General features: G+C 71.3%; 13 protein-coding genes and 1 pseudogene. 9 read left to right on the forward strand and 5 right to left on the reverse strand.

Going from position 1 to position 20285, the window contains the following annotated elements; all coding sequences use genetic code 11:
• Window positions 1-230 precede the first annotated feature (230 nt).
• The 4 genes from pulA (at window position 231) to KSNIM_RS26850 (ending at window position 10481) form a co-directional block, all read left to right on the forward strand.
• Entirely contained in the window at window positions 231-5765 is a 5535-nt protein-coding gene (gene pulA, locus KSNIM_RS26835) for a pullulanase-type alpha-1,6-glucosidase (protein WP_263105694.1), read from the forward strand.
• A gap of 513 nt (window positions 5766-6278) precedes the next feature.
• Window positions 6279-8609: a M4 family metallopeptidase gene (locus tag KSNIM_RS26840; protein WP_263105695.1), complete on the forward strand. Its 2331-nt coding sequence runs from the start codon at window positions 6279-6281 to the stop codon at window positions 8607-8609.
• Between the two features lie 217 nt (window positions 8610-8826).
• The gene (locus KSNIM_RS26845) at window positions 8827-10146 is read left to right on the forward strand and encodes an ammonium transporter (protein ID WP_263105696.1); all 1320 of its coding nucleotides are present in this window, start codon (window positions 8827-8829) and stop codon (window positions 10144-10146) included.
• Window positions 10143-10481, forward strand: coding sequence for a P-II family nitrogen regulator (locus tag KSNIM_RS26850; RefSeq protein WP_030269157.1), 339 nt, complete (start codon window positions 10143-10145; stop codon window positions 10479-10481). Before KSNIM_RS26845 ends, KSNIM_RS26850 begins: the two co-directional genes overlap by 4 nt.
• A gap of 18 nt (window positions 10482-10499) precedes the next feature.
• On the opposite strand, the gene KSNIM_RS26855 is transcribed toward KSNIM_RS26850, so the two are convergent.
• Window positions 10500-11303: a hypothetical protein gene (locus KSNIM_RS26855; protein WP_263105697.1), complete on the reverse strand. Its 804-nt coding sequence runs from the start codon at window positions 11301-11303 to the stop codon at window positions 10500-10502.
• Between the two features lie 50 nt (window positions 11304-11353).
• Window positions 11354-11863, reverse strand: coding sequence for a SigE family RNA polymerase sigma factor (locus tag KSNIM_RS26860; RefSeq protein WP_263105698.1), 510 nt, complete (start codon window positions 11861-11863; stop codon window positions 11354-11356).
• 381 nt (window positions 11864-12244) lie between these two features.
• Between KSNIM_RS26860 and KSNIM_RS26865 the strand changes: the two genes are divergently transcribed.
• On the forward strand, window positions 12245-14302 hold the full coding sequence (locus KSNIM_RS26865) for a carbohydrate binding domain-containing protein (RefSeq protein WP_411543890.1): 2058 nt from the start codon (window positions 12245-12247) through the stop codon (window positions 14300-14302).
• A 149-nt stretch (window positions 14303-14451) separates the two neighbouring features.
• Window positions 14452-14682, forward strand: a complete 231-nt coding sequence (locus KSNIM_RS26870) for a hypothetical protein (protein ID WP_263105699.1) — start codon at window positions 14452-14454, stop codon at window positions 14680-14682.
• 69 nt (window positions 14683-14751) lie between these two features.
• Here the strand turns inward: KSNIM_RS26870 and KSNIM_RS26875 are convergent, their stop codons facing one another.
• Both KSNIM_RS26875 and KSNIM_RS26880 read right to left on the reverse strand, forming a co-directional pair.
• The gene (locus tag KSNIM_RS26875) at window positions 14752-16137 is read right to left on the reverse strand and encodes a glycoside hydrolase family 16 protein (RefSeq protein WP_263105700.1); all 1386 of its coding nucleotides are present in this window, start codon (window positions 16135-16137) and stop codon (window positions 14752-14754) included.
• A 253-nt stretch (window positions 16138-16390) separates the two neighbouring features.
• Window positions 16391-17134 carry an SDR family oxidoreductase gene (locus KSNIM_RS26880; RefSeq protein ID WP_263105701.1) on the reverse strand — a complete coding sequence of 248 codons (744 nt, stop codon included), beginning with the start codon at window positions 17132-17134 and terminating at the stop codon, window positions 16391-16393.
• Between the two features lie 401 nt (window positions 17135-17535).
• On the opposite strand from KSNIM_RS26880, the gene KSNIM_RS26885 reads away from it, so the two are divergent.
• The 3 genes from KSNIM_RS26885 to KSNIM_RS39475 all read left to right on the forward strand — a co-directional run bounded on the left by KSNIM_RS26885 (window position 17536) and on the right by KSNIM_RS39475 (window position 20146).
• A complete protein-coding gene (locus KSNIM_RS26885) occupies window positions 17536-18570 on the forward strand; it encodes an alpha/beta hydrolase (RefSeq protein ID WP_263105702.1) in 1035 nt (344 codons plus the stop codon).
• Window positions 18571-18914: 344 nt separating this feature from the next.
• Window positions 18915-19640: a hemerythrin domain-containing protein gene (locus tag KSNIM_RS26890; protein WP_263105703.1), complete on the forward strand. Its 726-nt coding sequence runs from the start codon at window positions 18915-18917 to the stop codon at window positions 19638-19640.
• A 131-nt stretch (window positions 19641-19771) separates the two neighbouring features.
• Window positions 19772-20146: a metal-sensing transcriptional repressor gene (locus KSNIM_RS39475; protein WP_263105704.1), complete on the forward strand. Its 375-nt coding sequence runs from the start codon at window positions 19772-19774 to the stop codon at window positions 20144-20146.
• Here KSNIM_RS39475 and KSNIM_RS26900 read toward each other — a convergent pair.
• Window positions 20121-20285, reverse strand: a pseudogene (locus tag KSNIM_RS26900) (sulfite exporter TauE/SafE family protein); the annotation flags it as partial. The gene KSNIM_RS39475 and the pseudogene KSNIM_RS26900 overlap by 26 nt on opposite strands.

A 20285-nucleotide genomic window follows, 5' to 3' on the forward strand; every position in this document is an offset into this window, starting at 1 on the left:
GTCAGGCACCGGACCGGGTCGTCCGGACCCGACGGGCGGCAATCCCCGTGAAACGCGCCCGGCATCCGGCGGTACTTCCCGGGCGCACGTACGACTCTGCGGCCTTCGCAACGGTTCGGTCAAGAGGTTGGTTGCAACATTTTCAGCATCTTGCTGAAACATCTTGCAGCGCGCTAGCGTCCACGCCACCTCAACTCAATGACGAACGAGCCGCCCCAAGGGAGCCCGCTGTGGCCGATGCTCAGCCCCGCCGTTCTCGGAGCACCACCCCGTACCGCAGACCCCGCCGAGCAGCCGTCCTGCTGGCCGCGTCCCTGATCTCCGCCACCCTCGGTTCGGCTCCGCTGGCCGCCGCCGCGGCCCCGCCCGCCCCGCCCTCCGACGCCGCGCTCGCCGCCACCGCAGGCCGGCACGACCTCACGCGGGAGCAGTTCTACTTCGTCCTTCCCGACCGCTTCGCCAACGGAAACACCGCGAACGACACCGGGGGCATCACCGGCGGCCGCCTCGACAACGGCTTCGACCCCGCCGACAAGGGCTTCTACCACGGCGGCGACCTGCAGGGCCTGATCGACAAGCTCGACTACATCGAGGACCTCGGCACCACCGCCATCTGGATGGCGCCGATATTCAAGAACAAGCCCGTCCAGGGCACCGGCGCCGACGCCTCGGCCGGCTACCACGGCTACTGGATCACCGACTTCACCCAGGTCGACCCGCACTTCGGCACCAACGACCAGCTCAAGGAGCTGATCCGCAAGGCGCACGCCAAGGGCATCAAGGTCTTCTTCGACGTCATCACCAACCACACCGCCGACGTCGTCGACTTCGCCGAGCACACCTACGACTACCGCTCGGCCGGCGCCTACCCGACCCTGGACGCGGACGGCAACCCGGTCGACGAGACGGCCGTCGCCGACGCCGGCACCGCCTGGCCGAGGATCACCAAGGACTCGTTCCCCTACAGCCCGGTGCTGCGCACCCCGGCCGACGCGAACGCCAAGACCCCGTCCTGGCTGAACGACCCCTCGCTCTACCACAACCGCGGCAACTCGACCTTCGTCGGCGAGTCCTCCACCGAGGGCGACTTCTCCGGCCTGGACGACCTCGACACCCAGAACCCCAAGGTCGTCGAGGGCATGAAGAAGATCTACCAGACCTGGGTCGCCGAGGCCGGCGTCGACGGCTTCCGGATCGACACCGTCAAGCACGTCAACATGGCGTTCTGGCAGAACTGGGCGCCCGCGCTCAAGCAGTTCGCCGCCCAGCGCGGCAACAAGGACTTCTTCATGTTCGGCGAGGTCTACTCCGCCGACCCGTCCGTCACCGCGCCGTATGTCACCAAGGGCAAGCTGCAGGCCACCCTGGACTTCGCCTTCCAGGACGCGGCCCGCCGGTTCGTCTCGCAGAACGGCTCCGCCAAGTCCCTCGCCGAGCTGTACGCGCAGGACTACCGCTACACCACCGGCGCCACCGACGCGTACGAGCTGCCGACCTTCCTCGGCAACCACGACATGGGCCGCTTCGGCAGCTTCCTGCAGAGCGACAACCCGGGCGCGAGCCAGGACCTGCTGCTGAAGAAGGACCTGCTCGCCAACGAGCTGCAGTTCCTCACCCGCGGCCAGCCGGTCGTCTACTACGGCGACGAGCAGGGCTTCACCGGCGCGGGCGGCGACAAGGACGCCCGGCAGGACATGTTCGCCTCCAGGACCCCCTCCTACAACGCCGACAACGTCATCGGCGGCAGCAAGGGCTCCACCGACCGCTACGGCAGGCACGGCGCGCTCTACGAGGGCATCTCCGACCTCGCCTCGCTGCGCGAGGCCCACCCGGCGCTCGCCGACGGCGCCCAGATCGAGCGGTACGCCGCCGACGGCGCCGGCGTGTACGCCTTCTCCCGGATCGACGCCAAGCAGCAGGTCGAGTACCTGGTCGCGGTGAACAACGCGGCCGAGCCGAAGACCGTCGCCCTGGACACCTACTCCGCCGGCATGGACTTCCGGTCGGTGTACCCGGCCGCCGGCGCCAAGGCCACCACCGGCGCCGACCGCAAGCTCACCGTCACCGTGCCGCCGATGTCCTCGGTGGTCTACAAGGCGTCCGGCAGGCTCGCCAAGCCCGCGGCCGGCCCGCAGATCACCCTGCAGGCGCCCGCCGACGGCTCCACCGGCACCGTCACCGTCGGTGCCCAGGTGCCCGGCACCGGCTTCGACCGGGTCACCTTCGCCGCGCAGGTGGGCAACGGCCCGTGGCAGGTCCTCGGCACCGCCGACAACGGCGCCTTCAAGGTCACCCAGGACGTCTCGGCGGCCGCCCCCGGCACCGTCGTCCGCTACAAGGCCGTCGTCCAGGACTCGGCCGGCCGGCTCGCCTCCACCACCGGCTCCTTCACCACCGGCTCCCCGGTACCGCAGCAGGCCCCGAGCTCCACCTCCCGCCCCTACGCGGTCGTGCACTACCAGCGCAAGAACGGCGACTACGACGGCTGGAACCTCTACGCCTGGGGCGATCTCGCCGACGGCGAGTCCACCACCTGGCCCGACGGGCACGGCTTCGTCGGCCGCGACGCCTACGGTGCTTTCGCCTACGTCAAGCTGAAGTCCGGCGCCTCCGACGTCGGCTTCGTCGTCGAGAACAACGGCACCAAGGACGTCGACGCCGACCGCCACATCGACCTCGGCACCACCGGCGAGGTGTGGATCAAGGAGGGCGACCCGGCCGTCCGCACCGCCGACCCCGACCCGGCCGTGCCGGTGAAGGAGAACACCGCGGTCATCCACTACCACCGCGCGGACGGCAAGTACGACGGCTGGGGCCTGCACGACTGGACGGGCGCGGCCAACCCCACCGACTGGGGCAGCCCGCTGATGCCGACCCGCAGGGACGCGTTCGGCGCGGTCTTCGAGGTGCCGCTCGCCGAGGGCGCGACCAGCCTCAGTTACATCGTCCACAACGGCAACGACAAGGACCTGCCGCAGGACCAGTCGCTGAACTTCGCCACCAGCGGCCGCGAGATCTGGATCGTCGGCGGCCAGGAGGGGTACCTGCTGCCGCAGGCCGCCGGCACCTCCTCGCAGCTCGACCTCACCTCCTCGCGCGCCCAGTGGATCGACGCGAAGACCGTCGTGGTGCCCGCCAACTACGGCGCCGGCGACGCCGCGCTCAAGGGCGGCACCAGCGCCCAGCTGATCTTCGACCCGGCCGGCGGCATCACCGTCGACAAGGGCGTGCTCAGCAAGCCCGGCCGCTGGATCCGGCTCAACCCCGGCACCCTCACCGACGCCCAGAAGGCCGCGTTCCCGCACCTCGCCGGCTACCGCGCCTTCACCGTCGACAGCCGCGACACCGGCCGGATCACCGACGCCCTGCGCAGCCAGCTGGTCTTCGCCGAGCACCTGCCGAACGGCGCCGCGCTGGCCGCCACCGGCGTGCAGATCCCCGGCGTCCTCGACGACCTGTACGGCGCCAAGGCCGCCAAGGCCCAGCTCGGCCCGGTCTACGGCGGCCGCAAGGAGAGCGGCTGGTTCGGCGACGACACCCGCAAGGTCACCCTCTCGCTCTGGGCGCCGACCGCCGCCGAAGTCTCCGTCGACCTCTACGACAAGGCCACCGGCGGCACCCCGAAGAACGTGCCGCTCAAGCGGGACGACGCCACCGGCATCTGGTCGTTCACCCGCGACCACGACGATCTGGACGGCAAGTACTACACGTACAAGGTCAAGGTCTGGGCGCCCAGCGTCCAGCAGGTGGTGACCAACACCGTGACCGACCCGTACGCCGTGGCGCTCTCCACCGACTCCACCCGCAGCCTGGTCGCCGACCTCTCGGACCGGGGAACCAAGCCCAAGGGCTGGGACCAGCACCGCAGCCCGGCGGCGATCCCGGCCGCGAAGCAGCAGATCCAGGAGCTGCACGTCCGGGACTTCTCCAGCGCGGACACCACCGTGCCGGCCGACGAGCGCGGCACCTACCTGGCGTTCACCCGGTCCACCTCGGCCGGCATGCAGCACCTGCGCGACCTCGCCAAGGCCGGCGTCACCACGATCCACCTGCTGCCGACCTTCGACATCGCCACCATCCGCGAGAACCGCGCCGACCAGAAGCTGCCCGCCTGCGACCTGGCCTCGCTCGCCGCCGACAGCGACAAGCAGCAGGAGTGCGTCGCCGCCGTCCAGGCCGAGGACGCGTACAACTGGGGCTACGACCCGCTGCACTACACCGTGCCCGAGGGCTCCTACGCCACCGATCCCAACGGCACCGCCCGCACCGTGCAGTTCCGGCAGATGGTGCAGGCCATGCACGACGCCGGCCTGCGGGTCGTCCTCGACGTGGTCTACAACCACACCGCCGCCGCCGGACAGGCCGAGCACTCCGTGCTCGACAAGATCGTCCCCGGCTACTACCAGCGGCTCGGCGACACCGGCAAGGTCACCACGGACAGCTGCTGCGCCGACACCGCGCCCGAGCACGCCATGATGAACAAGCTGGTCGTCGACTCGGTCGTCACCTGGGCCCGGCAGTACCGCGTCGACGGCTTCCGCTTCGACCTGATGGGCCTCGACCCGAAGTCGACCATGCTGGACGTGCAGTCCGCGCTGCGCGCCCTGACCCCGCAGAAGGACGGCGTCGACGGGAAGAACATCTTCCTGTACGGCGAAGGCTGGAACTTCGGCGTCGTCGCCAACGACGCCCGCTTCGTCCAGGCCACCCAGACCAACATGGCCGGCACCGGCATCGCCACCTTTAACGACCGGATCCGCGACGCCGCCCGCGGCGGCAACTACATGCTCTCCTCGGCGCCCCAGCAGGGCTTCGCCTCCGGCCTGTTCACCGACCCCAACGGCTCGGCGGACAACGGCACCGCGGCCGAGCAGAAGGCCCGTCTGCTGCACCAGATGGACCAGGTCAAGGTCGGCCTCACCGGCAACCTGGCCGGCTACTCCTTCACCGACACCAACGGGAAGACCGTCACCGGCAAGGCCGTCGACTACAACGGCGCCCCCACCGGCTACGCCGCCCAGCCCGGCGAGGCCGTCGAGTACCTCGACGCGCACGACAACGCCGACCTGTTCGACGCCCTCGCCTACAAGCTGCCGGCCGGCACCTCGCCGGCCGACCGGGCCCGGATGCAGGCGCTCGGCCTCTCGCTGACCGCGCTGAGCCAGGGCCCGGGCTTCGCCCAGGCCGGCAGCGACGTGCTGCGCTCCAAGTCGCTGGACGCCAACTCCTTCGACTCCGGCGACTGGTTCAACGCCATCCACTGGGACTGCACCCAGGGCAACGGCTGGGGCCGGGGCCTGCCGATGGCCGCCGACAACAAGTCGATGTGGTCGACCGCCAAGTCGCTGCTGGCCGACCCGAAGCTGGCCGTCGGCTGCAACGAGACCAAGGCCTCGACCTCGATGTACCAGCAGTTCCTGCGGATCCGGCAGTCCTCGCCGCTGTTCTCGCTGAGCACCGCCGCAGAGGTGCAGAAGCGGCTGTCCTTCCCGCTCTCCGGCACGGCCGGGGAAGCGCCCGGTGTGATCACCATGCACCTGGACGGCACCGGCCTGCGCGGTGCGGAGAAGGGCATCACCGTGGTCTTCAACCCCACGCCGACCGCCCAGCAGCAGACCCTGGCCGCCCTCAAGGGCACCGCCCAGGCGCTGCACGCGGTGCAGGCCGGCGGCGCCGACGCGGTGGTGAAGCAGTCCGCCTTCGACCCGGCCACCGGCACCTTCACGGTGCCGGCCCGCACGGTGGCGGTGTTCGTCCAGCACTGACGGAACGTCCGTAGCGAGAAGGGGCTCCGCAGCCATGCGGAGCCCCTTCGTTTTGGCTGAAAACCACCTCCCGGCGGCGTGATGGCCCATCATGTCAGGTACGCAGCAACGGGTTCGCACACCCACCGGCCAGGGCCATGCGGCCGGTGGGGGCCGATCCGGCCGCCGGCGGGCCGCGCCGCGGCGCGGCGGAGGTCCGCCGAGCCGCCCGAGGCGACTTCCCGTCAGGCGTTAACGCCCGTTGGCGTTTCTTGGCCAATCTGGTGGCATGCATCTGTCATTCATCGGCCGTTTGCTGCCACGATTCCTCCGGCCGCAGACGGACTGGTCCCCCACCCCCGGTGCGGCCGCACCAACGACATGTAAAGCGCCTCCGCACCACCTGCACGGCCCCCACTTGCACCGCACCCGCGCCGCGCACCCACCGGTTCGGGCCCCCGCTGCGCCGCAACCCCGCGGCCCAGGTTCTCTCCACCGCTCGTGACCCCGCGACCGGTCGGAAAAGGAGTCCGCATGTCCCGCTACACCCCTGCCCGGGTGAGTATGGCCGCGCTGGCGGCCACCACTGCTCTGCTGGTGACCGGCATCCCCGTCGTGGCCAACGCCGCGCCCACCGCGCCTTCCGCCGTGGCCCCGCAGGCGGCCGTGAACCGCGCCCAGCTGCTGTCCGACGCCGGCCAGGCGAGCGCCGCCGTCGCCCAGACGCTCGGCCTCGGCGCCCAGGAGAAGCTCGTCGTCAAGGACGCGATCGTGGACGCGGACGGCACCCGCCACCTGCGGTACGAGCGCACCTACGCCGGACTCCCCGTGCTCGGCGGCGACCTGGTCGTGCACCAGACCGCGGCCGGTGCGACCAAGAGCGTGGACAAGGCCACCCAGGCCGCCCTGACCGGTGTGAACACCACGCCCAAGCTGGCCGCGCCGAAGGCCCAGGCCGCCGCGCTGGCCGCCGAGTCGGGCTCCGCCCTCGACACCGCCCCGCGGCTGGTCGTCTGGGCCGCCGACGGCTCCCCGCGCCTCGCCTGGGAGACCGTCGTCTCCGGCACCGAGTCGGACGGCACCCCGAGCAGGATGCACGTCGTCACCGACGCCTCCACCGGCAACGTGATCCAGAAGTTCGAGGGCATCAAGACCGGCACCGGCACCGGCGTCTTCGTCGGCAACGTCACCATCGGCACCACGCTGTCCGGTTCGACGTACCAGATGAAGGACGGCGCCCGCGGCAACGGCTACACCACCAACCTGAACCACGGCACCTCCGGCACCGGCACCCTCTACAGCAAGTCCACCGACACCTGGGGCAACGGCCAGGCCTCCAACGGCGAGTCCGCCGCGGTCGACGCCCACTTCGGCGTCGCCACCACCTGGGACTACTTCAAGAACGTCCACGGCCGCAACGGCATCAAGGGCGACGGCGTCGGCGCCTACAGCCGCGTCCACTACGGCAACAACTACGTGAACGCGTTCTGGGACGACGGCTGCTTCTGCATGACCTACGGCGACGGCTCGGGCAACAACGCCCCGCTGACCGAACTCGACGTCGCCGGCCACGAGATGAGCCACGGCGTCACCGCCAACACCGCCAACCTCAACTACTCCGGCGAGTCCGGCGGCCTCAACGAGGCCACCTCCGACATCTTCGGCAGCATGGTCGAGTTCTACGCCAACATCCCGTCGGACAACCCCGACTACCTCATCGGCGAGCTCATCAACATCAACGGCGACGGCACGCCGCTGCGCTACATGGACAAGCCCTCCAAGGACGGCAGCTCCGCCGACTCCTGGTACTCGGGCGTCGGCAACCTGGACGTGCACTACTCGTCCGGCGTCGCCAACCACTTCTTCTACCTGCTGTCCGAGGGCAGCGGCGCCAAGGTCATCAACGGCGTCAGCTACAACTCGCCGACGGTCAACAACATCGCCGTCACCGGCATCACCCGGGACAAGGCCGCGAAGATCTGGTACCGCGCGCTGAGCGTCTACATGACCTCGACCACCAACTACGCGGCCGCCCGCACCGCGACGCTGAACGCCGCCACCGACCTCTACGGCAACGGCAGCGCCGAGTACAACGCGGTCGCCACCGCCTGGGCCGCGGTCAACGTCGGCTCGCTGCCGAGCGGCACGGTCACCGTCACCAACCCGGGCAACCAGACCACCGCCCTCAACGGCACCGCCAGCCTGCAGATCCAGGCCAGCGGCGGCACCGCCCCGCTGACCTTCAGCGCCACCGGCCTGCCGACCGGCCTGTCGATCAGCTCCGGCGGCCTGATCACCGGCACCGCCACCACCGCGGGCACCTACAACGTGACCGTGACCGCCAAGGACGCCGCGAACAAGACCGGCACCACCAGCTTCACCTGGACGGTCAACTCCGGCGGTGGCGGCACCTGCACCCCGGCGCAGCTGCTCGGCAACGCCGGCTTCGAGTCCGGCGCCACCACCTGGACCTCCACCAGCGGCGTCATCGACAACTCCGCCTCCCAGGCCTCGCACAGCGGCTCCTGGAAGGCCTGGCTGGACGGCTACGGCTCCAGCCACACGGACAGCCTGTCCCAGACGGTGAGCATCCCGGCCGGCTGCAAGGCGACCCTGAGCTACTGGCTGCACATCGACACGGCGGAGACCACCACCTCCACCGCGTACGACAAGCTGACCGTCACGGTCAACGGCACCACCGTCGCCTCGTACTCGAACCTCAACAAGGCGACCGGCTACAGCCAGAAGACGATCGACCTGTCGGCCTACGCGGGCCAGTCGGTCACCCTGAAGTTCAACGGCGTGGAGGACTCCTCGCTGCAGACCAGCTTCGTGATCGACGACACCTCGATCCAGACCGGCTGACTCTGATCCGGTAGTCCGCGAGGGCCCGGCCGCATCCTGCGGCCGGGCCCTCGTGCGTTTCCCGCCGGTCGTCCACGCTGTGAGACTCCGGAAACCCCCGCGCAACACGAAACACCGCGGAAACACGGGTGTCCGCAGCGGGAAATACGGCCCGGACAGACTCTCCCGACCGGCGCGCCCCCACCACCCGCAGGCGCGCCGCACGGGAAGGTTCCGCATGCTGCTCGCTGACTCCACGGCCGGCCTCGACACCGGCGACACCGCCTGGCTGCTCGCCAGCACCGCGCTCGTCCTGCTGATGACCCCCGGGCTCGCGCTGTTCTACGGCGGCATGGTCCGCACCAAGAGCGTGCTCAACATGATCATGATGAGCTTCGTGTCGATCGCGGTCGTCACCGTGGTCTGGCTGGTCGCCGGCTACTCGCTCGCCTTCGGCCCGGACGCCGGCGGCTGGGGCGTCATCGGCACCCTCGACCACCTCGGTATGGCCGGCATCACCCCGGCGAGCCTGACCGGCCACGTGCCGACGCTGCTCTTCGCGACCTTCCAGCTCACCTTCGCCATCGTCACCGCCGCGCTGATCAGCGGAGCGATCGCCGACCGCGCCCGGTTCGGCTCCTGGGTGGCCTTCACCGCCGCCTGGACCCTGCTGGTCTACGTGCCGGTCGCGCACTGGGTGTTCTCGCCCGACGGCTGGGTGCTGTCCAGGCTCGGCGCCCTGGACTACGCGGGCGGCACCGTGGTCGAGGTCAACTCCGGCGCCAGCGGCCTCGCCCTCGCCCTGCTGCTCGGCCCGCGCCTCGGCTTCCGCAAGGAGGCCATGCGGCCGCACAACCTGCCGCTGGTGGTGCTCGGCGCCGGCCTGCTCTGGTTCGGCTGGTTCGGCTTCAACGCCGGCTCCGCGCTCGGCGCCAACGGCACCGCCGCAGCCGTCCTGCTCAACACCCAGGCGGCCGGCTGCACCGGCCTGCTGGGCTGGCTGCTGGTGGAGAAGCGCCGCGACGGCCACGCCACCACGCTCGGCGCGGCCTCCGGAGCGGTGGCCGGCCTGGTCGCGATCACCCCCTCCTGCGGCAGCGTCGACCTGCTCGGCGCCCTGGCGGTCGGCCTGGCCGCCGGTGTGGTCTGCTCCTACGCGGTCAGCTGGAAGTTCCGCTTCGGCTACGACGACTCGCTGGACGTGGTGGGCGTCCACCTGGTCGCCGGTGTCATCGGCACCGTGCTGATCGGCGTCTTCGCCTCCGCCGTGATGACCGGCGGCCCGGTCGGCCTGCTGCACGGCGGCTTCACCCTGATCGGCAAGCAGCTGCTGGCGGTGGCGGCGGTCGGGGCGTACGCGTTCGGCGCCACCTACGGCATCGGCAGGGCGATCGACCGGCTGATGGGCTTCCGGGCCCCGGCCGAACACGAACTGACCGGTCTGGACCTCGCCGTGCACGCCGAGAGCGCGTACGATCACGGCGTCCTGGGTCACGGCACGACGGCCCACGCCACCGTGCTGGCACAGCACCCGTCCGACAAGGCCGCCACCGCATGAAGCTGATCACCGCCGTCGTCAAGCCGTTCAAGCTGGACGAGGTCAAGACCGCGCTGCAGGAGCGCGGGGTGCACGGGCTCACGGTCACCGAGGCGAGCGGCTACGGGCGCCAGCACGGCCACACCGAGGTGTACCGCGGCGCCGAGTACCGGATCGACCTGGTGCCCAAGGTGCGGATCGAGGTCGTCGTCGAGGACGAGGACGCCGAGGACGTGATGGACACCATCGTCGCCGCCGCCCGCACCGGGAAGATCGGCGACGGCAAGGTCTGGTGCGTGCCGGTGGACGGGATCGTCCGCGTCCGCACCGGCGAGCGCGGGCCGGACGCGGTCTGACCCCGCCCGGCCCGGCACTCACTGGAGGGCTGACGCCCGGTTGGCACCGTCCTTGGCGATCTCGACCGGGATCCGGAAGTCCCACAGCGGGGACTTGGCGACCTCGGCCCAGAAGGCCTGGCCCTTCGGCGGCTGCTGCCGGTTGTGGACGAACGGCTGCGCGCTGTTGGCGGCACGCATCTGGCCGCTGAACACGGAGAGTTCCACGGAGGAGCCGTCCGGTCGCTTGACCACCATACGGTAGCTGCCCGGCAGTGCGTCGCCCCCCGCGGTCTCCGCGTACAGCTTCGCCCCGCCCGGAAGGTCCACGCATGCGAGCCTGTGCGTGGCGTGGGGCTGGTGGCAGACGTCGCCCACCGGGCCCTCCTTGCTGAGCTCCACGAAGACGGTGCTGGGCAGGTGGTCGCCGAAGTCCACGTCGACCTGCAGCATGGCCACGTTGGGTGTGGCGTGCCCGCCGTAGGTGCTGAACCGGGTCGAGTCGGGCAGCAGCGAGGCGAAGACGCCGAGCAGGCCCGCCCCGGTGATGGCGACCTTGCCGTTCACCGGGGGGTCGGTCGGGCCGAGGACGGACAGGGCCGAGGCGCTGGGGGCGTTCGTCGCGGGTGCCTGGGAGCGGTTGAAGGTGTCGGGCCCGAACGCGGCCACCCCGCCGGTGAGCAGGGTCACGGCGGCGACCGCTCCGGCCGCCCGGGTGATCCGCCGGCGGCGGCGCAGCTTGCGGCCGCGGCTCGTGGCCTCGGCGACGATGGTCTGAACGGGAACGTGGATCTGGTCGGCGCCTGCGCCGAGCAGCCTGCTGAGGTCGTCTTCGATGTCCATGGTGCGCACTCCGGGAGCTGTGAACGGGCGGGGAGGGATCAGAGCCGGAATCAGAGCCGGAAGAGGAGTTCGCGGTCCTCGCCGAGGATCTCCCGCAGTCGGGCCAGGGAACGGGTGTTGAGGCTCTTCACCGCACCGGCGGAGATGCCCATCATGTCGGCGACCGCCTCGATGCTGTGGTCCTCGAGGTACCGCAGGACGACCACCGCCCGGTTGCGGGGCGGGAGTTGGCCGAGTGCGGCGGCGAGGGTGAGCTTCAGGTCGCTGCCGTGGCCGGCCGGCTGAGGGTTGTCGGGCATCTCGGCGAGCACGACCTCGGTGGAGCGCTTGAGGCGGCGTTGCGAGAGGTAGGTACGCAGCAGGACGGTGCGGGCGTAGGCGTCGAGCCCGGGTTCGTCCTCCCGTCGGCGCAGTCGCGGCCAGACGGCGAACATCTTGGCCAGCGCCGTCTGGACGAGGTCCTGGGCCTGGTGCCAGTCCCCGCACATGAGGTACGCGACCTGGAAGAGTCTGCGCGTGCGGGAGCTCGCGAACTCCTCGAAGTCGAGTGCTCTCTCCATGCCGTCGTCCCCCGGTGCGTTCGAGTGTCGGTGTTGTTGGCTTCCCCCTCTTAGATGCGGCGGGCCAGGTGTGAGGTATCACGGGAGTTCGCGGATGTTACCGGTGAGTCCGATTCGTTGCCTTCCACTCTCTTGACGCTCCGTTCACCCCGGTCGTACCTTCGGTGCGTTGCAAGTTTCCTGCAAGTTTCAACGGTCTTGCAGAAAACGACAGGGCGGGTTCCGCGCAGACGGCGTATCGCGGTCGCGCCCCCACCCTCCGCACCACTCCTGCGCCACCGCCCGCCACACCCCTGCGCCGCGGGCGGCCAGGCTCACCCCCACCCAGCCCCAGGAGACACCGTGGTCACCACCGTCAGCGCGGGCCGCAGAGGCCGCGCGATCGGCGCACTCACCGCGTCCGCCGCCCTGGCCCTCTCGATCGGTGCCGGTCTGTCGATCGCCCCCACCGCCGAGGCCACCCCGCCCAGCACCAAGGACGTCACCGCCACCCTCTTCGAGTGGAAGTTCGACTCCGTCGCCAAGGCCTGCACCGACACCCTCGGCCCCAAGGGCTACGGCTTCGTCGAGGTCTCGCCGCCCCAGGAGCACATCCAGGGCGCCCAGTGGTGGACCTCGTACCAGCCGGTCAGCTACAAGATCGCCGGACGCCTCGGCGACCGCACCGCTTTCCAGTCCATGGTGAACACCTGCCACGCGGCGGGCGTCAAGGTGATCGCCGACTCGGTGATCAACCACATGTCGGCCGGCTCCGGGACGGGCACCGGCGGCACCAATTACACCAAGTACAACTACCCGGGCTACTACCAGGACCAGGACTTCCACACCTGCCGCCAGGCGATCAGCAACTACGGCGACCGCTCCAACGTGCAGAACTGCGAGCTGGTCAACCTCGCGGACCTGGACACCGGCTCCGGCTACGTCCAGCAGACCATCGCCAACTACCTGAGCGACCTGCTCACCCTCGGCGTGGACGGCTTCCGGATCGACGCCGCCAAGCACATGGCCGCCTCCGACCTGTCCGGCATCAAGGCGAGGATGAGCAACCCGAACGCCTACTGGGTCACCGAGGTCATCTACGGCGCCGGCGAGCCGATCCAGCCGTCCGAGTACACCGGCCTCGGCGACGTCGACGAGTTCCGCTCCGGCACCTGGCTGAAGAGCGCCTTCAACGGCGGCAGGATCTCCGACCTGTCCTCCTGGGGCAACGGCCTGCTCGCGAGCAACCAGGCCCGCACCTTCGTCGACAACTGGGACACCGAGCGCAACGGCTCCACCCTCAACTACAAGTACGGCTCCGCCTACACGCTGGCCAACGTCTTCATGCTGGCCCACCCGTACGGCTCGCCGAACGTCTACTCCGGTTACGCCTTCACCACCAACGACGACGGCCCGCCGAACGGCGGCACGGTCAACGCCTGCTACAGCGACGGCTGGAACTGCACCCACGCCTGGCGCCAGGTCGCCAACATGGTCGGCTTCCGCAACGCCGTCTCCGGCACCGCGATGACCAACTGGTGGTCCAACGGGAACAACGCGATCGCCTTCGGCCGCGGCAGCAAGGGCTTCGTCGCGATCAACCGCGAGTCCTCCTCGATCACCCAGACCTTCCAGACCTCGCTGCCCGCCGGCACCTACTGCGACGTCCAGCACGGCGACCCGGTCTCCGGCGGCTGCACCGGCACCAGCTACACCGTCGGCTCGGACGGGAAGTTCACCGCCACGATCGGCGCGGGCGACGCCGTCGCGATCTACGTCGGCGCGGGCGGCCAGCCCACCTCCACCCCGACCCCGACCGCCACGCCCACCGGCGGCAACAGCGCGACCGTCTTCTACTCCACCGACAGGAACTGGTCGGCCTACTACCTGCACTACGCGCCCACCGGCGGCACCTGGACGACCGTGCCCGGCGTCGCGATGACCGCCGCCTGCACCGGCTGGGTCAAGTACACCGCCGACCTGGGCAGCGCGGCAGGCCTCGCCGCCACCTTCAACAACGGCTCCGGCACCTGGGACAACAACAACAGCGCCAACTACGCGCTCGGCACCGGCAACGTGACCGTCAAGGACGGCGTCGTCGGCAGCGGCGACCCGTGCGCCACCAGCACCCCGACGGCGACCCCGACCGGCACCCCGACCTCCGGCACCACCGGGGCCTCGTTCGCCGTCAACGCCACCACCACGGTCGGCCAGAACATCTACGTGGTCGGCAACAACGCGGCCCTCGGCAACTGGAACACCGGCTCCGCCCTGCTGCTCTCCTCGGCGAGCTACCCGGTCTGGAAGCTGGACGTCGCGATGGCCGCCGGCACCGCGTTCGAGTACAAGTACATCCGCAAGGACGCGAGCGGGAACGTCACCTGGGAGAGCGGCGCGAACCGGACGGCCACCGTCCCGGCGAGCGGCCCGGTCACCCTGAACGACACCTTCCGCAGCTGACACCTGACCCGACACCGGCCCCACCCGGACGGCCGCCGCACCCCCGTGGTGCGGCGGCCGTCACGGTTGCCGCGGCGAAACCCCCCGAAGGAGTGGAGTGCGGGCCGTCCCGCCGCTCCGCTCCGCCCCCGACTGCCAGCATCGCCGGGGTGACCACAACCCCCACCACCTTCGCGATCCTGGACCTCGAACTCTGCGGCGGCCGCTGGGACGGCCATCTGAAGCGCGTCCACGCCTTCGCGCCCCCGCCCTCGCTCCGCATGGTCCTGCGCGCCGACCTCCCCGCCACCGATGCCGGCCAGTACTGGCCCACCACCAGCGTCTACCGGCTCGACCCCGACGGCCCGGTGCCGTGCTACCGGCACTCGCACGACGAGTGATCCGCGCGCCCGCACGGCCGCGCCGCCGCGCCCCTGACAGGGCGGCGGCGCGGCCGCGGGGCCATGGCGTCAGTGCCCGAAGTCGAACCAGTTCACGTTGACGTAGTCGGCCGGCTGGCCGCTGGTGAACGTGAGGTAGACGTCGTGGGTGCCCGTCACCGCGGAGATGTTGGCGGGGACGGTGCGCCAGTTCTGCCAGCCGCCGGTGTCGCCGATCGCGAAGGAGCCGATCGGTGGGTTGCTGCGGCTGTCGAGGCGGACCTCCACCAGGCCGCTGACCCCGCCGCCGGCGCCGGAGGCGACCCGGGCGAGGAACTGGGTGGCCGGGGTGGAGCCGAAGTTGACGCCCTTGTACTGGGCCCAGTCACCGTTGGCCAGCCAGCCGATGTCCTGGCCGCCCTCGCTGCAGGTCTCGGTGGCGGTGCCGGACTGGCCGTCGAAGGACTCGGCCTGGATCGGGCCGTAGGCGTCCCGGTTGCCGGGCGGCGTGGTGGGTGTGGGTGTGGGGGTCGGGGTGGGCGTGCTGCCGCCGCCGGACTGCCACACGCTCACGTAGTCGACCACCATCGGCACGCCGGAGACGGTGCCGCCGTCCGGTCCGCCGCCGAAGGCCCCGGGGAAGCCGCCGCCCATGGCCACGTTGAGGATGACGAAGAAGCCGTGGTTGGTGGCGTTGTTCCAGGTCGTCGCGTCCACCTGGTCGGAGTTGACGGTGTGGAACTGCACGCCGTCCAGGTACCAGCGCAGCTGCTGCGGGCTGGTCGAACGGTCCCACTCGACCGCGTAGGTGTGGAAGCCGCTCTGGCAGGCGGGGGTGCAGGCGCGCTGGCCGCCGATGCCGGTGGTCTCGTTGCACGGCCCGCCCGGGCTGGTGCCGCAGTGCAGGGTGGCCCACACGTTGTTGAGGCCCTGGACGTTCTCCATGATGTCGATCTCGCCGATGCCCGGCCAGTTCCACCAGTTGCCGCGGAACGGCTCGCCGAGCGCCCAGAAGGCCGGCCAGTAGCCCTTCGCGGCGGCGCCGGTGACGTTCGGCATCTGCAGCCGGGACTCGATCCGCAGCTTGCCGCCGGCCGGCGGCTGGAAGTCGGACCTGTTGGTCTCGATCCGGCCGGACGTCCAGTTGCCCGCGCCGTCCCGGACCGGGGTGATCCGCAGGTTGCCGTTGCCGTCGAGCGCGACGTTGGAGGTGCTGGACGTCATCGTCTCGATCTCGCCGGTGCCGAACCCGGCCGGCCCGCCGGGGTAGGAGGTGCCGGTGGTGTAGCGCCAGTTGGTGGTGTTGACGCCCGAGCCCGCCGGCCCGTTGAAGTCGTCGGCGAACACCTGGGTCCAGCCGGAGGGGGCCGGTGGCACGCTCGCCTCGGCGTTCATGGTGCCCGCCAGGCCGGTGGCCAGCAGGCCGAGGAGTCCGGCCGCGGTGAACAGGTGCCGAACGCGTGGTCTGAGCCGCATGGGTGTGCCTCTCGTGGGGTGGGGGACGGAGGGGGACCGTGCGATGACTTGATGAGAGCGCTCTCGAAAGTGGTACCGGCGGCCGGCGATTGGTGTCAATAACTGAAGAAACATCAGCCGGGAAGTCGGGTTTGTCGTTCGCGGGTCGACGTGACGGGTTGACAGTTCCCTCGCATGGCGCCACTCTCTGCGTGAGAGCGCTCTCATGTCATGTAGGCGTCACCACCGCTGGTGCCCCGAGCCGTCGAACCGCCTAGCCGCGCCCGATGTACGGCATCGTGGTGGCCATCACGGTGGCGAACTGGACGTTCGCCTCCAGCGGCAGCTCCGCCATGTGCCGCACGGTGCGGGCGACGTCGGCGGCGTCCATGACCGGTTCGGGTGCGATCCGCCCGTCCGCCTGCCGCACCCCGGCGGCCATCGTGGCGGTCATGTCGGTGGCGGCGTTGCCGATGTCGATCTGGCCGCAGGCGATCCGGTACGGGCGGCCGTCGAGCGAGAGCGACTTGGTGAGGCCGGTGACGGCGTGCTTGGTGGCGGTGTAGGCGATCGAGTGCGGCCGTGGCACGTGGGCGGAGATCGAGCCGTTGTTGATGATCCGGCCGCCCTGCGGGCGCTGTGCCCTCATCCGCCGGAACGCGGCCTGTGCGCACAGGAAGGCGCCGGTCAGGTTGAGGTCGACCACCGCCCGCCAGTCCTCCACCGCCAGGTCCTCGACCGGGGTGGGCGCGCCGAAGGTGCCGGCGTTGTTGAACAGCAGGTCGATCCGGCCGAAGCGCTCCGCGGCCTCGGCGAACAGCGCGTCCACCGCGGCGGGGTCGGTGACGTCGGTCGGCACGGCCACCGCGCCGCCGCCGGCCAGCTCCGCGGTCTCGCGCAGCGGCTCGGCCCGCCGCCCGGCGAGCACCGGCAGCCAGCCGGCGGCGGCCAGTTCGAGGGCCACGGCCCGGCCGATCCCGCTGCCCGCCCCGGTCACGACGGCGATCTGCTGCGGCACGACGGGTGCTCCCTCGGTTCGGCGGCGGTCCGGGGCGTGCTGCGGATCGGGCCGCGCGGCACTCCCCGCGTCCGTTGATGATCGCGTCGACGGCCGGCCGGTGTCACTCGTCGAAGCCGCCAACACGCCGACCGTCCGGGCGGGGTCCGGCTGGCGCAACCTCCCGTACCCCGCCGTCCGGCGGGGTCACGCCCCCGCCGGACGGCCGGTTGCCCGCCCTGTCGCAACCAGGTCCGCGCAGGCCGGCGTCATAGGATCACGAGCGGCACGGACGTTCGCCCTTCGGGCGGCCGTGCCGTTCCGGGGTGTCCGGGGCCATCCGGCCGCGCCCCGGCCAGGCCCCGCCCGGGGCAGCGGCCGTCCGGCCGCCCCGGGGCGTCCCACCGTCGGAGAGATCGAACGTGCAGCCCCAGCCCTCCCGCGCCCGCAGCCGGGCCGTCCGTACCCGTACCCTGCTCGCGGGCACCGCCGTGGCCGCTCTGGCCGCCGCCCTGACCGGCTGCGGGAGCTCCGGCGGGCCGTCGAACTCGCAGGACGGGGCGAAGCCGGCCGCGTCCAGTGCGCCCGCGAGCCCCACGCCGCCGCCCAAGCCCACGAAGGTGCTGATGCCGACCGGGCCGGCCGCCGACCTGAAGAAGGTCCGCGACACCGAGGCCGGGCCGATCATGATGACCACCCTGAACGGCCCGAAGTCCGGGGTCAGCGGCAAGGTCTGGGTCTGGCTGCCGCCGCAGTACAACGACCCGGCGTACGCGCACCACGGCTTCCCGGTCCTCACCCTCTACGCGGGCGGGCAGAGCGCCGGCTACAACACCTGGACGGACAACCAGCTGCCGATCCAGAAGATCGACGCCGAGCTGTCCAAGGCGGGCAAGGCCCACCCGTTCATCCTGATCATGCCGGTGCAGAACCTGAACTCCAGCGAGTCCAAGGCGCTGGAGTGCTCCGACATCCCGGGCCAGCCGAAGATCGGCACCTGGATGGCCGAGGACATCCCGGACTTCGTCCGCGCCAACTTCCGCACCGTCAAGGGCCGCGACGGCTGGGGTCTGATGGGCGCCTCCACCGGCGCGTTCTGCAGCGCCAAGCTCGCCCTGCAGCACCCCGAGACGTTCAAGGCCGCCGTCCCGATCGACGGCTACTTCAACCCCGACTCGCCGCTCTGGCAGGGCCACGAGCAGGACCGCCTGGCCAACAGCCCCGGCCAGCTGGTCGCCCAGGGCAAGGCGGACGTGCGGATGCTCGCCACCGCCGGCGGCTCCAACGCGTACGAGACCGGACTGGTCAAGGCCTGGGTCAAGAAGGCGGTGCCGCCACTGACCGTCGAGTACTACGAGCAGCCCGGCGGAAAGCACCTCACCTCCGACTTCAAGAAGATGATCCCCGACACCCTGCAGTGGCTCAGCAAGAACCTCGCGGGACCGGAGGCCGACTGACGTGCCGTCTGGGCTCCGCCGGCCCGCATACGGCGTGTACGAATTCGGCGAGTCAGCCCCCGCCGGGCACCGTGGAGCGGGATACTCCATTCCGGCGGCGGGCGCAGCCCGCCGGCCCGCGCCGTTCCAGCCGCAGCGCGCCCGCCCGGGCGCCGGGGCACCCCGGCGCGCGGGCCCGCGGCGATCGACCGGATCGTTCGAACGTCCCGATCACCCCGCTGACCTGCGCGTCAATCGGTCATTGATTCGACTCTGATGGGCTTTCCGCACGCTGGAGCCCCAGGCCGAGCACCACTCGCGGTGCCGGAGCCGTTCCAGCCCCAGTCAGCCGCGAAGAGAGCGCCATGTCCTGCCACCTGCTCCCCGTCGACTCCCCACAGGTCCCCGCCCAGCCGCTCGCGGAGCGTCGGATGCCGGACGTCGAGCCCATCCCGTTCGCCGGCCTGCGCCTGGTGCACGCGGCGCTGCGCCGCGACCTCGCCCGGCTGCCCAACGCGCTGCGCCTGCTGCAGCCCGGTGACGAGGCCGCCGCCCAGGCCCTGCAGCGGCACTGGGACTTCATGACCGCCATGATCACCTGCCACCACGAGCAGCAGGACACCCGGCTGTGGCCGCTGCTGCGCCGGTTCGCCCCGGAGCTGCGGCTGCTGCTCAACTGGCTGGAGGCCGACCACCACAACCTCGACCACTCCTTCACCCGGGTCACCACCCTGGTCCGGATCGCCACCCGGGACCCGGCCAGCACCTGGCCGGTCGCCTACGCGGTCGAGGAGCTGGCGGCGCGACTGGAGACCCACCTGCGGATCGAGGAGCGTCAGCTGCTGCCGCGGATGGCCGGGATCTTCCCGGCCGGCTCGCGGATCGGCACCCTGCCCGAACTCCTCGACCTGCTGCGCGCCGCCGACGGCCCGGCCTCCTCGGACGCCCTGGTCTGGCTGCTCGACGGCGTCGACGAGGCCCAGATCGACCGGCTGATCGCCGACTGCGACGACGCCACCGCCCGGCACTGGCCGCACTGGCGGGCCACCTACGCCCGCTGCTCCGAGCAGCTGTGGGGCCGGGACTGCTGACGTCCGGTCAGGCGGTGCCCAGTGCCGCCAGGTACGGGCCGAGCTCGGCCGCGTCCGCGGTCGCCAGCCCGATGCAGCCGTCCGGCCGGACGAGCAGGTAGCCCTCGCCCCACCCCTCGGCGACCCGCGCCGTGCGGACGTCCGCGGGCAGGCAGAGGCCTGTTCGACGACTTCGAGCGGCGCTTCGAGCGCGGGCTCGCCGTGGTCGTCGCCGGGATCGAGGCCGTGCTGCTGCCCTGACGCCGATCACCCTGCTGTGCTGCGGCCGGTGGCGCACCGCCGGAATCGCCCGGACGATCGAGGAGGGACGGTACCGCGAGGACGTCCTCACCCGGCTCGCCGCGGCCTCCGGGGCGCTCGACCGGACCGGGTCCGCGACCGTCGCCACCGGCCCGCAGCGGCGCCGTGGCCGGCGGCAGCTCCGGCCAGGACCGGGGAGGCCCTTCCGCCCGCCGGCCCGACCGCAGGCCGGGGCGCGGCTCAGGTCACGGCGTCGACCAGCATGAACGCCGCCACCGCCAGCAGCAGGACGGCGAAGGCCCGCTGCAGCACCGGCGCCGAGAGGCGGCGCGCCAGGCGCCGGCCGTCCCGGGCGGCCAGCAGCGCCGCGCCCGCGAACGGCGCGATCACCGCCCAGTCCAGCCC

The sequence above is a fragment of the Kitasatospora sp. DSM 101779 genome (assembly GCF_025655475.1).
GTDB lineage: Bacteria > Actinomycetota > Actinomycetes > Streptomycetales > Streptomycetaceae > Kitasatospora.

Excerpts from the sequence above, each read along its gene's own strand:
- KSNIM_RS26875 (WP_263105700.1), bottom strand. The coding sequence starts at position 16,137 with ATGCGGCTCAGACCACGCGTTCGGCACCTGTTCACCGCGGCCGGACTC.
- KSNIM_RS26850 (WP_030269157.1), top strand. The coding sequence starts at position 10,143 with ATGAAGCTGATCACCGCCGTCGTCAAGCCGTTCAAGCTGGACGAGGTC.
- KSNIM_RS26840 (WP_263105695.1), top strand. The coding sequence starts at position 6,279 with ATGTCCCGCTACACCCCTGCCCGGGTGAGTATGGCCGCGCTGGCGGCC.
- KSNIM_RS26890 (WP_263105703.1), top strand. The coding sequence starts at position 18,915 with ATGTCCTGCCACCTGCTCCCCGTCGACTCCCCACAGGTCCCCGCCCAG.
- KSNIM_RS26855 (WP_263105697.1), bottom strand. The coding sequence starts at position 11,303 with ATGGACATCGAAGACGACCTCAGCAGGCTGCTCGGCGCAGGCGCCGAC.
- KSNIM_RS26845 (WP_263105696.1), top strand. The coding sequence starts at position 8,827 with ATGCTGCTCGCTGACTCCACGGCCGGCCTCGACACCGGCGACACCGCC.
- KSNIM_RS26860 (WP_263105698.1), bottom strand. The coding sequence starts at position 11,863 with ATGGAGAGAGCACTCGACTTCGAGGAGTTCGCGAGCTCCCGCACGCGC.